Below are 14,416 nucleotides of genomic sequence, written 5' to 3'. Positions count from 1 at the left end.
ACACACAACTTTTGCTTGTTAATTTAAATAACACCGATATAATAGACTTATTGCTTATTAAGGAGTGATTCGTAGTGCCCAGCACGAAAAATTACGTTGTTTTATTGAATGAGTTTGCTGGTGGCGGCCAAAGTAAAGCGGCCTGGCCAAAACTCGCACAACGTTTAAATCAGCATTTAATTAATTATCAATTATACCGAACTGAATATCCTGGCCACGCAACTAAATTGGCCTATAAATTGGCACAAGAAGCTCCTGCCGACACAATTTTAATTGTTGTTGGCGGCGATGGGACCCTTCATGAGGCACTCAATGGTCTCCAACAGATTCCTAAGAACACAATTATTTTAGCTTACATTCCTTGTGGTTCTGGTAATGATTTTGCTCGCGGTGCTGGTATTTCCCGCCAACCATTGACCGCATTAGAACAACTGTTAAAGGTGCGGCAACCACGTACTTTTGATGTTGGCCATTATCAAGAGGCCTTGGCGCATGAACATGGCTTTTTCATGAATAATATTGGCATTGGTTTTGATGCGGCCGTTGTTCACGCAACTAATCGGGCCCCTTCAAAACGTTACCTAAATAAATATCATTTAGGTTCATTAGCCTACATTGTTTCCCTTGTCGGTACTTTCTTTCGGCAACAAGCCTTTCCAGTTAAAATTACCAGTCAGCAAACAACCACCGAATTTAAACGGGCCTTCTTAGTCACAACGACTAATCATCCCTACTTTGGTGGCGGAGTTCCGATCATGCCTTCTGCTTCAATGCATGATCACAAATTAGACCTCGTTGTTATGGAACGCGTTAACACACTTTACTTCATCTTTTTATTCATCATGATGTTTCTTCATTTACACACGCATTTTAAAGCAGTACACCATTTTAAGGCGGAAGAATTACGCATTCAAACCGCCAGTCCCGAATTTGGGCAGGCCGATGGTGAAAATATGGGCAAGCGCGCGTTTGATATTACCTTCGATGTCCACCACCAACGCTTTTTATGCTAAAAATACGAGTTAAGCACTTATTACACACCTTCCATATCAATAAGATGCGTAGTGAGGCTTAACTCGTATTTTAATAGCATTAATTATTCATAAACATTTGTGGCGTCACATCATTCATCCCAATCATCGGGTCAATCTGACCACTAGCAACTAACTGTGGCGTTAAATGATAATCGGTCTCTGATGCTTTTGCCTGCGGTAACTTAGCTTTAACCGGTTCAGATTGGTCAGTTGGAACCTCATGTTGATAATCAGTTGAATGATCCTTAATGAGGTCAGCTTTAGCATAAGGTACTTCGGTACCCTCAAACGTAACTTCCAGCCGCTTAGCCAGTGTCGTCTTTCGATTAATTGATTCATGAGCGACACTATCTAAAAAGGCCTGCTTTTCCCCAACCAAAATTAATAGCTTTTCTGCCCGCGTAACTGCGGTATACAGTAAATTACGCTGTAACATCCGCTGGTACTGGTGAACCATTGGTAAAATAACCATAGTAAATTCACTACCTTGTGCCTTATGAATTGACGTACAAAAGGCTAAGGTCAATTTACTCCAATCGTTGCGACCGTACGTTACTTCTGTTGCATCAAACTGAATTGTCATTTTATCAGTCTTATCTTCGTTACCTTTATCTTTTGCGTATTGAATACTGACAACCTCACCAATATCACCATTAAAAACATTTTGTTCCGGACTATTGACTAAGTGTAAAACCTTATCCCCAATTCGAAAAGTTTGATCACGAAAACTAACTTCTTTTTTATGATTTTTAGTAATTGGATTTAGAATTTTTTGAACATCAATATTCAATTTATTAATTCCGGCAGCCCCGCGGTACATCGGTGCCAAAACTTGAATATCCTTAGTTGTAAACCCCTTAGTTTTAGCCCTAGTAACGACCTGTGAAATGACGGAATCAACTTGATAAGCGTTACAGGCGATGAAAGAACGATCAACCTTATTTTCAGAAAAATCAGTGGGCAACTTGCCCTCTTTAATGGCATGGGCCAAAGGTATAATCGATGACTGGTCATCCTGCCGGTAAATTTCGGTTAATTCATTTGCTGGTAAAACGCCGCTAGTCAATAAATCATAGAAAACTTGTCCAGGACCTACTGAGGGTAACTGATCTTTATCACCAACCAAAATAACCTGCATCGTACTGGGGACAGCATGAATCAACAGTCGAAAAAGATAGGTGTCCACCATTGACATTTCGTCAATAATTAATAACCCACCTTCTAAATCCTTAGTTGCGACATCAGGATTAGTTTCACGACCATTTAGACCCAATAATCGATGGATTGTGCTGGCTGGTAGATCAGTCGTTTCACTCATTCTTTTGGCAGCACGCCCGGTTGGGGCCGCCAATAAGACGGGAAATGGTTTATCCTTATAATCGGCCTGATCCAACGATAGCCCATTCAACTCACCAAACAACGTGACAATCGCATTAATAATGGTTGTTTTACCCGTCCCAGGGCCACCGGTTAGTAAGAAGACGCGGTTAGTCAACGCCTTTTTAATCGTTGCAATCTGGGAATCACCATACTGAATTCCAAATAATTTTTCAATCCGGCGAATTTCTTTATCTAAGTCACGACCGGGGTAGCTAATTGGGTCCTGCTTTTTCTCAAGCTTTAATAGGTGTTCTGCAATTTGCCACTCAGCGTTGTAAAGTGACTTTAAGTAAATTCGATTTTCTTCACCAACAATTTTTCCTTGATTGGCCAATTCAACCAACTGTTGAGCGATTGCTTCAGGATCAATTGATTGATGACGACTTTCTTCAAGTAACCGCAAACTAGCCGTCAACAGTGGCTCTGCTGTCGTATAAGTATCCCCATTAGTTTGTGCCAATTCCGTAATTTCCTGTAAAATGGCCGCTTGAATACGTTCAGGTGCATCTGCGGCAAAGCCTTGCTTAGCCGCAATGTTGTCGGCCTTTTTAAAACCAATTCCGGCAATATCCGCAACTAATTGGTATGGGTTTTCCGTAATAATTTTCAAGGTATCTTGCTGGTAACGTTCATAAATTGAATAGGCAAGCTGACTACCAAAACCATAACCATTAAGGCCAATAATAATCTGATCCATCCCGTTATTTTCGGATAATTCCGTCACTAACGCAGTAATTTTCTTTTGGTTCAGACCTAATGGTGTCAAAACTGAACTATCTTGTAAAATTTTGTTAATTGCGTCAGTCCCCAAAGTTGTGACAATTTTTTCAGCCGTTTTTTTGCCGATGCCAGCAAAATGATCACTAGACAAATAGGCAATCAGCCCTTCTTTAGTCGTAGGTTTATTCAATTGGTAATTTTCGGCCTGAAATTGTTGACCGTACTTCGGGTGGGTCACTAGCTTCCCAAAAAATTGGTAAGTTTCTTCCTCTTTAATTTCACCGAAACTACCAGTAACAACAATTTCATCCTCGTGCCAATCAAAATTAGCCTCAGTTACTTTGACTAGTAAAACCTTGAAAAAATTCGTGGCATTTTGGAAAAAGATGGCACTCACCTTACCAACAATATTCGGTTTTTCATCTTCATCAAAAAGTGCTAACTCCTCAGCCATATTGCCTCCTACTATTTCTGTTCTTTATTTGCGGTTAAATAACGTTCAATATCAATTAATTGGTGCTTTTCTTTTGCAAAATAAGCAGCATCTAATTCTTTGGCCTTAATAAAATAAGCATTATTCTCCGAATCACCAAGGGCCAACGCGGCCAGACCATTCTTAAAATTAGCGGCAGCATCTTCTGGTGCACTTACTAACGCTTTTTTATAGTAGGTTTCGGCCTGCTTAAATTTACCTAAGGCCAGCCATAAATCCCCAACTAACAAATTGGTATCCGTTTGCTTTGGCTGTGCCTGCTGCGCCGTTAGTGCAAACGCCAACGCCCGGGCATAATCTTGCTTAGCCTGATAAGTCAACGCCAGCATATATAACTGATCGTTTTTTAGGCGTTTCAGAGTTAAATGCTGAAATTGTTTTAAAGCCTGGTCATACTTACCTGCAGAATAATAAATTGTTCCTAAACTATATTTTAAATCCTGATTATCCGGAAAACGCTGCAGAGCAGTTAAAATTAACTTTTCGGCCTGCGTATAGTCCTTTAAAATAACCAAAAAGGCGGCCAACTGTAAATAATTATCAACGTTGGTCGGATCATGATCAATTGCTGCAACAAGGGCCTTAACTGCGCCTTGCTGATCTCCTTTTTGCCATAATGCTTTAATTTTTTTATTCATTTAATCACCTAAATTGTATCAGTTGGATCTAATTCCTTTTGAAGATAGTGCGTATCGTTCCACTTAAGCAACTGGTATGACTCACCACTATCCGTTGTTTCAATTGTTGTGACGCTAGTATTTGATAAACCACCATTTTTACGCATATCGGCAATTGGTGTTCCTAATAATGATTGAATCAGCGCCGTTAAAGCGGCCCCGTGACTAACAATTAGGTATTGTCCGTGACCATTATCTTGCGCAACAATCTCACAAATAGCTGGCCGCATTCGCTTAATTAAATCTGGAAAATTCTCACCGGCAATATTTTCTGGATTATAATCTGCCGGCGCATACCGGAACGCGTGTAATTCACGGGGAAATTGCTTTTCAACCTCCGTAAACTGCATCCCCTCCATTTGTCCTAAATTAAATTCACGTAACCGATCGTCTATCGTAACTGGAATATTACCCGGCAAAAGACGATCCAGTTCTAAAGCCGTTGTCTTCGCACGTAACAACGGACTACTATAAATTCGATTAAAATGAAGTGGGGTTAAAAATCCCGCTAAATCCTTAATTCCAGTATAACTTTCTTTGAGTAATGGCGAATCGCCGTGCGCTCCTTGATAACGTCCCTCTAAATTCCACTGCGTTTTACCATGACGAATAAAATATAATTTAGTCAATTTTCGGACTCCTTAACTACCTTTCCTACATTATGCTTAATTAGGCCTGTAAATTCAAGGGGAAGTCCGTTTGCAAAATAAAAAAGAGCTGGGCATTTAGTCCCAACTCTTCCGCAAATTAAACGTACTGTAAAACACGATCATCATTATAAGCAGCATTAATGGTGCCACTGCCCAAGCACTCATCGCCGTCATAGAGTACAACTGCCTGTCCCGGTGTAATTGCCCGAACTGGCTCATCAAATTCAATTAAGGCCGTTTGATCAGCGTTTAAATGGACAGTAACCCCAGTATCCTTCTGTCGGTAACGGAACTTAGCGGTTACGTGGAAAGTAGTCCCCCGATCAAGCTTAGAAGTAAAGGCAAACTTAGAGGCCTCTAAGTGGGTTGCGTATAGGTGCTCGTTGTGAAAACCCTGACCAACGTAAAGTGTATTAGTCTTTAGGTCCTTACCAATAACGAACCACGGATCATTACTCTTACCGTTGCCACCAATTCCTAAACCTTGACGCTGGCCAATGGTATAGTACATTAACCCATCATGCGTACCCTTAACTTCACCATCAACTGTCATCATCTTACCTGGTTGAGCCGGTAAATATTGACCTAAGAACTGCTTAAAGTTCTTCTCACCAATAAAGCAGATTCCCATCGAATCCTTCTTTTCAGCTGTAGCCAGACCATACTTAGCCGCTACCTTCCGAACCTCTGGCTTTGTCATATCACCAAGTGGGAACATAACCTTCTGTAACTGATCCTGAGAAAGCTGACTCAAGAAGTAAGTTTGGTCCTTATTACCGTCAACACCGCGCAACATATGCACGGTACCATTAGTATCCTTTGTTACTCGAGCGTAATGCCCCGTTGCAATGTAGTCTGCGCCTAATTCTAAAGCATAATCCAAGAATGCCTTGAATTTAATTTCTTTATTACAAATAACGTCTGGATTTGGTGTCCGTCCGTGGCGATACTCATCCAAGAAATATTCAAAGACTCGATCCCAGTACTCCTTCTCAAAATTAACGGAGTAGTACGGAATTCCGATCTCATTGGCCACTTTGGTGACATCCTTGTAATCTTCGGTGGCAGTACAGACGCCGTTTTCATCGGTATCGTCCCAGTTTTTCATAAAGACACCAACAACATCATAGCCTTGCTCCTTTAAGAGGAGTGCCGCTACTGAGGAGTCAACACCGCCAGATAAACCGACGACAACGCGCGTATTAGCGTTTGCGTTTTCGCTCATTAGATCACCATCATTTCAAATAGATTCTGAAAATCCACGATTTGAAGGTCGCTTAATTCAGTAACTTTTATTATAACAACCCACCGCTAGATTGCAAGAAGCTAACAAAAAATAAGTAATTACTAGTGATAACTATTTTTGCTCATCACTAGTAACTACTTATAGTTAAAATAATTGATTAAACTTTTTTCTGAATAACTTTACGTTCAATTAAATCAGCAACAATAAAATTGAATTGTTCCACTTTTTCCGCACTATCCTGACGTTTAAAAATATCAACTGGCTGCAAGCCATTAGCAGTGGTGACGGACATCGTAAAACCACTCAAATCCTTCGCCACGGTTATTTTTAATTTAATTGCTTGTTTAACCGGCGCAGTTGGATCTAACGGCCGGGCAAAAGTAAAACTGCCGTTCTTCTTTTCCATGAAGCCAACGTCCCTTAATGTATACCGCTTAACTTCCGAGCTTAACTCATAAACTGTTGAGTCGCCCTTTACACTATCAGTTTTCATAAAAGCCATTTAAATAACCTCCTAAGTTCGCAATGGTACTTTTTTCGTAAACACAAAAATTCTGCTTACAGTTGATGACCATGCTCCTAGTGCAAAATTTACGCAGGTGAAACATGGTACACCTAGGGTTCTCTAGGATTCTTTTTGCGTCCTAGAAACGAAAAACCCTTACCACTAATTTGTTGCTACTTTTGGTTCTTGCTTCACCCGCGCAACAATTTTGACTAAAGTTGTAACAAATGCATCAATTTCTGCTGGCGTATTGTCCTTACCAAAGCTAATTCGAATCGATTCTTCAACACGGGGACTTGCCTTTCCGTACATCGCCGTCAAAACGTGAGATGGTTCAAGGCTGCCCGCAGTACAAGCTGAACCACCAGAAATGGCAAACCCGGCAAGGTCCAAGTTCATTTGTAAAACGTAAGTTGAAACGCCCTTAATCCATAAATTTAAAACGTGCTGTAAGTTTGTTGACTCCAAACTACCATTGACAGCAAACGCTACTTGGTTCTGCTTTAGCCCCGTAATAATCTGTTGTTTAAAACCAACATAGCGCTCTTGACGTTCTTGTTTTTCAGCCGGCGTATCTAATTGAACAGCCTTCGCAAAGCCCGCAATCGCCGGAATATTCTCAGTACCAGCCCGGCGTTTATCTTCTTGATCGCCGCCTTTAATAAAACTAGGAAAATTAATGCCCTCCCGCCGGTACAAAAAGCCTAATAACTTAGGACCATTAAGCTTATGTGCCGAAACTGAAAGTAAATCAATGTGGTCACGTTGGACATCAATATCTAATAGCCCATAGGCCTGAACTGCATCTGTATGGAACCAGGCCTGATGATCCTTTAGAATTTCACCAATTTCGTGAATTGGCATATGACTACCAACCTCATTGTTTCCCGTCATAATTGTTACTAGAATAGTATCTGGACGTAAGGCTCGCTTAAAATCCGTTAAAGAAATCTGGCCAGCCTCATCAACGGGCAAATAAGTCACCTCAAAGCCCTGTGTTTCCAAAAACTGCAGTGGCTTTAAAATGGCCTCGTGTTCAATTGCAGTCGTAATAATGTGTTTGCCTAGATTCTGCCGTTTGAAAGCAGTTTGCATAACAGCCGTATTATCGCTTTCAGTACCACCACTCGTTAACATGATTTCGTTTTCGTTAGCATTGATACTTTTGGCAAAAATTTGTCGGCTATCATCCAAAACCTTTCGCGCAGCGCGACCAAAGTAATGGATGTTGGAAGCATTACCAAAATTATGCTGCATTTGCTCCGTCATTACCTGGATAACCTCAGGCGCCATTGGTGTTGTCGCGGCATTATCTAAATAAACGTGTTTCATTTTAATTTCAATCCCCTTTTCAAAAGTAAGCAGGTTAAAGTTTAGCATACTTCCGGTAACAAGCAAGAAACTAGCCTTTAAACACTAGCAACTTGATCGATTAAAGCTAGTACCATCTGGGCAGATTGCTTACCAGCATCAATAATAAAATCATCGAAGTTAACACCGGCATTTTCATCACCAACGTCACTCATCGCTCGAATGACAACAAAAGGTACCTTAAATTGAGTTGCAACTTGAGCAATCGCAGCACCTTCCATTTCACTTGCCAGTGCATCCGGAAAATTGGCCAGAATTTTATCCGTTGCTGCCTTACCAGCAATAAATTGATCTCCCGAAACAATCAAACCAACGTGTGTCGTTAAGGCCACTTGTTGGGCCGCTGCTGCTACGCGCCGAACCCACGCTTTGTCCGCACTAAACCGGGCCGCCTGTTGCGGTAATTGACCAATCACGTAACCAAAGGCTGTGGCATCCACATCATGATAAGCTAATTCACTGGAGATAACGACGTCACCAATCTTAAGTCCGCTACCAATCCCACCGGCAGAACCAGTATTTATAACAACATCCGGCGCGTAATGGTCCAACAATAAACCAGTGGTCATGCCAGCTTGAACTTTACCAATTCCAGAACGAACAAGAATGACTGTTTGGTCGGCGATAACCCCATTATAAAAATCAACCCCAGCAATCGTACGGTGCGTTAGGTTGTCCATTTTACTTTGTAATAACTTAACTTCTTCCTCCATAGCACCAATAATTCCAATTTTCATTACAAAAACTCCTTCTAAATTAATTAAACTTAAACAAAAAATAAAACTAAATAAGTGAGAATAATCAAGATTAAGACAATAATAATTGCCCAATTTAAGCGATGTTTTAAGCGTCCAACTCGTTGATCACCCACTGGTTGGCGCTTGCTCCTACTTTTTTTGGGTGCTGAACTCGGTTCGGGTTGCTCATCTTGTTTAGTTTGTTGTCTGCGGTATGCTTCACGACTTTGTGGTTGCTTATTATCCGCCATAAATTCGCTTCTTTCTATTTATTATTTATTACAGCAAGTTCCCACTGTTGTAACGCAATGACCGTTTTTGCATCACAAATCTTTCCTTCTTGCTGTTTGGTCTTGGCCTCTTGCAACGTTAATGGGTGTAGCCGTAAAAATTCATCCTGATCTTGTGGTAATTGCTTTTCTACAGGTCGAATATTATCCGCTCGGTAAAGCCATAATTGTTCATCCGCAAAACCTGGCGAAGAAAAGAATTGGCAAACCAGCGTTAATTGATCGGAAGTAAAGCCAGTTTCTTCATTTAGTTCGCGCCAAGCGGCATCTTCAGCTGTTGCATCACGTTGATCTAATTTACCGGCCGGAATTTCATAAGTGACTCGTCGTAATGGTTCACGCCACTGTTCCACGAAAATCATTCGCCCGTCACTAGTAAACGGCATAATTGCGGCCGCACCGGGGTGCCGAATGATCTCTCGGGTTGCCTTTTGTTGGTTAGGTAATTGAACTTCTTCGATTTCCAAATCAAGCATTACACCATGAAACAACTTTTTAGTTGTCAAAACTTTTTCTTCAAATTTCATTTAGCGACTCCAATTCAAGTTATTTATTTAATCATACTGACATTTCATGCGAATTTCAATTGACATTTGTTTAGTCAATAGTTAGGATTACTTAAAATTCAACCTTTAGACTTAGTAACAGTAAATTCCGATGTGTTAAAATAAAGCTACAAAAGTGATCCATGAATGGAGTTGACCTACTATGAATAATCGAAAGAAAAGCACCCGTTATTTCTGGTTACTAATTGATTTTTTTAGCTTAATTGCCAGTTATTTTTTATTAAATGAACTACTTAACTTCAAGGGTTGGATTAGTTTAATTGGTGCACTACTCATCACAGCAGTCATTGTGTCACTGCAGCCAAAACGTGCTCGAAAAGTAAGCAACAAAAGTGTCCCTAGTGATCAATTGATGGCACATTACAAAAAAAGCGGCATGTCAGAACGGGATATCGACTTCTTCCGGGGAACAATGGCGGACGCCAAAGCACAAATTGATCAACTTGCCAAAAATATGCAACGTGTTCCAAAGCTTAAAGCAATCGAACTACACGATGAACCAGTTAAAGTCAGTCAAGCAACGTTTAAGGCGTTAGTTGCCAAACCAGCAAAACTTCACTTAGCCGCCGATTTTCTTTACCGGCATTTACCAACTTTAGTTGATCTAACAACTAAATATATTCAAATTAGTCAGCATGAAGTGAAGGACAAAGATACCTACGTCGTGTTGGATAAAAGTGCCACTCTCATTACTGATTTAGCACAACAATTAAAAAAAGACTACGCGGCAATCGTAGCCGACGACCTGGAAGATTTGGACGTCGATATGAGCCTAGCTAAGAAGGCCTTAGAAAAAGCAAAGACCGCGGGAAAGGAATCCAACTTAGATGAGTGATATAGAAAAAAAGCCTACCAAAAACGCTGAAAAAACTGATCTCCTTGAAAATCTGCTACAAAACCCTTTAGAAACACCGACTAATGAAGTTAGTCAGGCACAACCTGAACAAGCAAATCAATTAGTTGATCGGTTACCTGAAGAGCAACAGCAAGAGGCTCAAAAGTTGGCCCAACAAATTAGTGTTGATGACGTGCAATCAATTATGAATTATGGTGCTCAGGCGCAAAAAAAGCTTGGCGAATTTTCACAGGGTATGCTAAGCAAAGTTCAAAGCCAAGATACTGGTGCAATTGGTGATGCACTGAGCGACTTGATGTATCGTTTAAATGAATCAAGCCCTGAAGAATTAAAATCCGGTGACAGCAACGTTTTTAAGCGTATGTTTGGTCGTGTCAAAAAATCAATCTACGAAACACAGGCTAAATATCAAAAAATCGGTGCCCAAATTGATCAAATCGCCGTTAAATTAGATAAGCAAAAAAATAACCTTACCAACGATAACCGCCTCTTGGAACAACTTTACACAAAAAATAAGGATTATTTTGATGCGCTAAATATTTATATTGCCGCCGGCGAACTTAAATTGAACGAAACTAAAACCACCTTACTCCCTGCCGCAAATAAAAAGGCCCAAACAAGTGGAAACCAAATGGACGTTCAGGCTGTCAATGATCTGACTCAATTTGATGAGCGCTTGGATAAACGAATTTACGACCTCAAGTTGGCCCGGGAAATTACGATTCAACAGGCACCACAAATTCGTTTAATTCAAAATACCAATCAAGTTTTGGCCGAAAAAATTCAGTCTTCAATTAATACGGCCATTCCACTTTGGAAAAATCAAGTGGCCGTTGCACTCACCCTACTCCGGCAACGTGATGCAGTAACGGCTCAGCGGCAGGTTTCAGAAACGACTAACGATCTGCTAAAAAAGAATAGTGAAATGTTAAAAGTTTCATCCATTGAAACGGCTAAGGAAAATGAACGCGGCGTCGTTGACATTGAAACCTTACAAAAAACACAAAACGACCTCGTTGAAACCTTGCAAGAAACCCTTAAAATTCAGCAAGAAGGCCGGGAAAAACGGCAAAATGCTGAATTAGAATTATCGACCATGGAGAATAATTTACGTGATCAACTCCTTGCGTTAACCAATCAACACCAAAATCCTGATGCATAACTAAAAGACGCTATACTATTATTTAAACTGGTATGGCGTCTTTTTTATCACATTTTATTAAATTAGATTACATTTTATGCAGCTATCTGCTGGTGTTTAAATAACCGGTAACCCGTCAACGCAGTCGCAATCAAACAAATAATCAATGCTATCAAAAAACTAACGTGCATCCCGTAAATAAACACATCTGGTCGCTTTGTAAGATCAGTCGTAACGTGTTGACCATACTTGTGGCTCATGGCCGCGTATAGTACGGTGGTCGATGCCGAAATACCAAAAACCATACCTAAATTTCGGGCTAGTGCATTAATCCCACCAGCAATACCTAGGTCACGTGGCTCCACGGCGCTCATCACCATCGTATTATTAGGCGCTTGGAAGACCCCATTACCAAAACCAACCAATCCAATGAAAAGCATGAATAACCAAATCGGTGTTGTCAAGTTTGTTAATAGGTACCCCACTTGACTAATTGATATCAAGCACAGACCAAAGAAAGTCAATCTTTCAGGCCCAATTCGATCGGAAACGGCACCAGAAATTGGTGCAACCGCAACTTGAAAAATTGGGAAAATCATTAAAATATAGCCAGCTAGATTAGGCGCCAATCCCCGCGCGTTTTCCAAATAAAATGGTGAAATAACGTTAAAGAAAAAATTGGTGATAAAAATGAGAAAGCCACATAACAAACTTAACGTAAACTGGCCGTTCTTAAATAGTTTAAACGATAACAATGCATTAACTTGCCTTGGTTCAAAGTAACAAAAACCAATAAAACTAAGAATTGCAATTGCGAAGAGTACTAAAATAATTGGCTGTGTAAAACCAATTTGTTGACCCCAAAAAATACCGAGAAATAAACTCATTATAAAAAAAGCGAAAATACAAAATCCAGGATAATCAATTTTGCTGTGTGTTTTGATCAAATCCTTGGGTAAAATACGCTGTCCAATTATTATTGTTAAAATTCCAATTGGAACATTTAACCAAAAAATATAGCCCCACGGCAAAACTGACAACAACATCCCACCTATTCCTGGCCCAGCAATTGAACCTAAGGAAACAAAAGAACCAATAAAACCTAGTGCCTTACCCCGTTCATTTAAAGGAAATATTTCTGTTATAATCCCGTTATTAGTACTCATTGTCATACTGGCACCAAATGCTTGAATAACGCGAGCAACTAACAAAAACACCAAACTATGGTTGAATCCGCAAAGAAATGAACCAACAACAAAGAGTATCGTCCCAATTCGAAAAACCTTTATTTTACCATAAGCATCACCAATTCGCCCAAATAATAGTAACAAGGCACAAATAACAATCAAATAGATTGAAACAACCCATTCGGCCTGATTCATTGGAATATGTAAATCGTGGCTCATCACTGGCAATGCAATATTAACAATACTAGCATCCAGCGTTGACATAAAAGTGAACATTCCGACGGCGATTAAGATCCACCAACGATTTTTTTGAACAGTTGGATTCTGACTAAATGAAACTACTGTGGCCTTTGCCATTTTTAATCTCCTTTTAATAATTTAAAGTAAGTATTCAGATAAATAACCTTTATTATACTCTCTTTTCTGAAAACGGCTTATTCCTTTCATCAGCTAGAAATTAATTATGCGTTTAATTTCACGTAAAAAGTAGTTAACGACGAGGATTCACTTTGTCATTAACTACCTTTTATGTGAAACTTAAACAACTAAATTACTTATAAATTAGCAACAAAATTTTGATAGGCCGTTTGCTCATCCGTTTTTTGTAACTCAACATCCGCAAAATTAGCTGCTAATAGATCAGCCAAAGAAAGTGTCACCACCCCGGTGAAAGTTGCGTTACCAATAAGTTCCATCCAATAATTCTGTGCTGCTGATCGGTCATGGACCAACGTTTTAACGACACCACCTGGGTTGCGAACCGTAATTGGACTTTCAAAATCAGCACCCTGTTCCAGGACAGTAATTAAACTTGCCGCCGACATCCCCGTTCCACAGGCGTTGGTAAACCCTACTCCTCGTTCGTAAGTTCGTACAAAAATATGATTTTGGCCCAATACCTCAACAAAACTAACGTTAACCCCATCCGGAAAATACGGGTTGGCCCCATCATTTAAATAACTAGCAATTCTACCTAATTCTGGTCCAAGTAAGGTAGTATGATCAACAAAACCGATTAAATGAGGATTAGGAACGGCAACGGCAGTAAAATAAAGCTGCTGTGAAAGTGCCGGAATTTTTTTGTGATGTAATTCAGAAAGATCCGCCACATGCATCTTTAAATCCGCAGCGGCAAAACTAACTGGTGAGATTTCAGCCTGATAAGTCGCAATTCCCGGGGCCAAACTAGGTGCATGCTTAACCATCAAATCGGCGTACATCGTTTCGATTTTAAAAGTTTCCTGTTGTTGCTTTTCCCCTAAATAACGTGCAACTGTTCGAATACCGTTACCACACATTGACGCCTCGCTGCCATCAGCGTTAATAACCCGCATCTTTCCTGCTACACCAGGATGTTCAGATTGCGTAACCGAAAGAACACCATCGGCACCACCAACTAAACCGCCTGAACGTTTAGCAACATTTTGCGTTACTTGTTTTAATTCATTTTCAGTTAGTTGCCGATCGAGTTGTGTTTGGTCAAGAATAAAAAAGTCATTTTCTGAGCCGTGTACTTTGGTTAAAGTTACGTTCATTTTTCTGCCACCCATCGTTAAATTTAAA

The 14,416-nt window shown here is 40.2% G+C and carries 14 protein-coding genes; 3 read left to right on the top strand and 11 right to left on the bottom strand.

Annotated elements, in window-relative coordinates; translation table 11 throughout:
- The first annotated feature begins 74 nt into the window (after positions 1-74).
- Positions 75-1,013, top strand: a complete 939-nt coding sequence (locus tag EKM61_RS01685; RefSeq protein ID WP_068224802.1) for a diacylglycerol/lipid kinase family protein — start codon at positions 75-77, stop codon at positions 1,011-1,013.
- A gap of 79 nt (positions 1,014-1,092) precedes the next feature.
- Here EKM61_RS01685 and recD2 read toward each other — a convergent pair whose 3' ends face one another.
- The 9 genes from recD2 to EKM61_RS01640 form a co-directional block, all read right to left on the bottom strand.
- Positions 1,093-3,588: an SF1B family DNA helicase RecD2 gene (gene recD2 / locus EKM61_RS01680; RefSeq protein WP_068224805.1), complete on the bottom strand. Its 2,496-nt coding sequence runs from the start codon at positions 3,586-3,588 to the stop codon at positions 1,093-1,095.
- Between the two features lie 11 nt (positions 3,589-3,599).
- Positions 3,600-4,265, bottom strand: a complete 666-nt coding sequence (locus tag EKM61_RS01675) for a tetratricopeptide repeat protein (RefSeq protein WP_068224809.1) — start codon at positions 4,263-4,265, stop codon at positions 3,600-3,602.
- Between the two features lie 8 nt (positions 4,266-4,273).
- Complete coding sequence (locus EKM61_RS01670) at positions 4,274-4,933, bottom strand: histidine phosphatase family protein (RefSeq protein WP_068224811.1); 660 nt, start codon at positions 4,931-4,933, stop codon at positions 4,274-4,276.
- A 118-nt stretch (positions 4,934-5,051) separates the two neighbouring features.
- Positions 5,052-6,179 (bottom strand): tRNA 2-thiouridine(34) synthase MnmA, encoded by a 1,128-nt coding sequence (gene mnmA / locus EKM61_RS01665; RefSeq protein ID WP_068224813.1) that lies wholly within the window; start codon positions 6,177-6,179, stop codon positions 5,052-5,054.
- 178 nt (positions 6,180-6,357) lie between these two features.
- Positions 6,358-6,702, bottom strand: a complete 345-nt coding sequence (locus EKM61_RS01660) for a DUF1831 domain-containing protein (protein ID WP_068224816.1) — start codon at positions 6,700-6,702, stop codon at positions 6,358-6,360.
- A gap of 165 nt (positions 6,703-6,867) precedes the next feature.
- The gene (locus EKM61_RS01655; protein ID WP_068226227.1) at positions 6,868-8,037 is read right to left on the bottom strand and encodes a cysteine desulfurase family protein; all 1,170 of its coding nucleotides are present in this window, start codon (positions 8,035-8,037) and stop codon (positions 6,868-6,870) included.
- A 77-nt stretch (positions 8,038-8,114) separates the two neighbouring features.
- Positions 8,115-8,813, bottom strand: coding sequence for a 5'-methylthioadenosine/adenosylhomocysteine nucleosidase (locus EKM61_RS01650; protein WP_068224818.1), 699 nt, complete (start codon positions 8,811-8,813; stop codon positions 8,115-8,117).
- A gap of 29 nt (positions 8,814-8,842) precedes the next feature.
- On the bottom strand, positions 8,843-9,064 hold the full coding sequence (locus EKM61_RS01645; RefSeq protein ID WP_068224819.1) for a hypothetical protein: 222 nt from the start codon (positions 9,062-9,064) through the stop codon (positions 8,843-8,845).
- A 14-nt stretch (positions 9,065-9,078) separates the two neighbouring features.
- Positions 9,079-9,630: an NUDIX hydrolase gene (locus EKM61_RS01640; protein WP_068224823.1), complete on the bottom strand. Its 552-nt coding sequence runs from the start codon at positions 9,628-9,630 to the stop codon at positions 9,079-9,081.
- Positions 9,631-9,811: 181 nt separating this feature from the next.
- Here EKM61_RS01640 and EKM61_RS01635 point away from each other — a divergent pair, with 181 nt between their 5' ends.
- Positions 9,812-10,504 (top strand): 5-bromo-4-chloroindolyl phosphate hydrolysis family protein, encoded by a 693-nt coding sequence (locus EKM61_RS01635; RefSeq protein ID WP_068224825.1) that lies wholly within the window; start codon positions 9,812-9,814, stop codon positions 10,502-10,504.
- Positions 10,497-11,687, top strand: a complete 1,191-nt coding sequence (locus EKM61_RS01630; RefSeq protein ID WP_068224829.1) for a toxic anion resistance protein — start codon at positions 10,497-10,499, stop codon at positions 11,685-11,687. Before EKM61_RS01635 ends, EKM61_RS01630 begins: the two co-directional genes overlap by 8 nt.
- A gap of 74 nt (positions 11,688-11,761) precedes the next feature.
- Here EKM61_RS01630 and EKM61_RS01625 read toward each other — a convergent pair whose 3' ends face one another.
- Together EKM61_RS01625 and dapF are read right to left on the bottom strand one after the other, a co-directional pair.
- Positions 11,762-13,210 (bottom strand): MFS transporter, encoded by a 1,449-nt coding sequence (locus EKM61_RS01625; RefSeq protein ID WP_068224831.1) that lies wholly within the window; start codon positions 13,208-13,210, stop codon positions 11,762-11,764.
- A 197-nt stretch (positions 13,211-13,407) separates the two neighbouring features.
- Positions 13,408-14,388, bottom strand: coding sequence for a diaminopimelate epimerase (gene dapF, locus EKM61_RS01620; RefSeq protein ID WP_068224833.1), 981 nt, complete (start codon positions 14,386-14,388; stop codon positions 13,408-13,410).
- Positions 14,389-14,416: the final 28 nt, after the last annotated feature.

The sequence above is a fragment of the Loigolactobacillus backii genome (assembly GCF_003946275.1).
Classification (GTDB): domain Bacteria; phylum Bacillota; class Bacilli; order Lactobacillales; family Lactobacillaceae; genus Loigolactobacillus; species Loigolactobacillus backii.
This window is presented reverse-complemented; position numbering and strand designations above follow the sequence as displayed.

Coding starts and splice junctions, on each gene's coding strand:
- EKM61_RS01660 (WP_068224816.1), bottom strand. CDS start 6,702: ATGGCTTTTATGAAAACTGATAGTGTAAAGGGCGACTCAACAGTTTAT.
- EKM61_RS01645 (WP_068224819.1), bottom strand. CDS start 9,064: ATGGCGGATAATAAGCAACCACAAAGTCGTGAAGCATACCGCAGACAA.
- mnmA (WP_068224813.1), bottom strand. CDS start 6,179: ATGAGCGAAAACGCAAACGCTAATACGCGCGTTGTCGTCGGTTTATCT.
- EKM61_RS01655 (WP_068226227.1), bottom strand. CDS start 8,037: ATGAAACACGTTTATTTAGATAATGCCGCGACAACACCAATGGCGCCT.
- EKM61_RS01625 (WP_068224831.1), bottom strand. CDS start 13,210: ATGGCAAAGGCCACAGTAGTTTCATTTAGTCAGAATCCAACTGTTCAA.
- dapF (WP_068224833.1), bottom strand. CDS start 14,388: ATGAACGTAACTTTAACCAAAGTACACGGCTCAGAAAATGACTTTTTT.
- EKM61_RS01650 (WP_068224818.1), bottom strand. CDS start 8,813: ATGAAAATTGGAATTATTGGTGCTATGGAGGAAGAAGTTAAGTTATTA.
- EKM61_RS01675 (WP_068224809.1), bottom strand. CDS start 4,265: ATGAATAAAAAAATTAAAGCATTATGGCAAAAAGGAGATCAGCAAGGC.
- recD2 (WP_068224805.1), bottom strand. CDS start 3,588: ATGGCTGAGGAGTTAGCACTTTTTGATGAAGATGAAAAACCGAATATT.
- EKM61_RS01630 (WP_068224829.1), top strand. CDS start 10,497: ATGAGTGATATAGAAAAAAAGCCTACCAAAAACGCTGAAAAAACTGAT.
- EKM61_RS01640 (WP_068224823.1), bottom strand. CDS start 9,630: ATGAAATTTGAAGAAAAAGTTTTGACAACTAAAAAGTTGTTTCATGGT.
- EKM61_RS01635 (WP_068224825.1), top strand. CDS start 9,812: ATGAATAATCGAAAGAAAAGCACCCGTTATTTCTGGTTACTAATTGAT.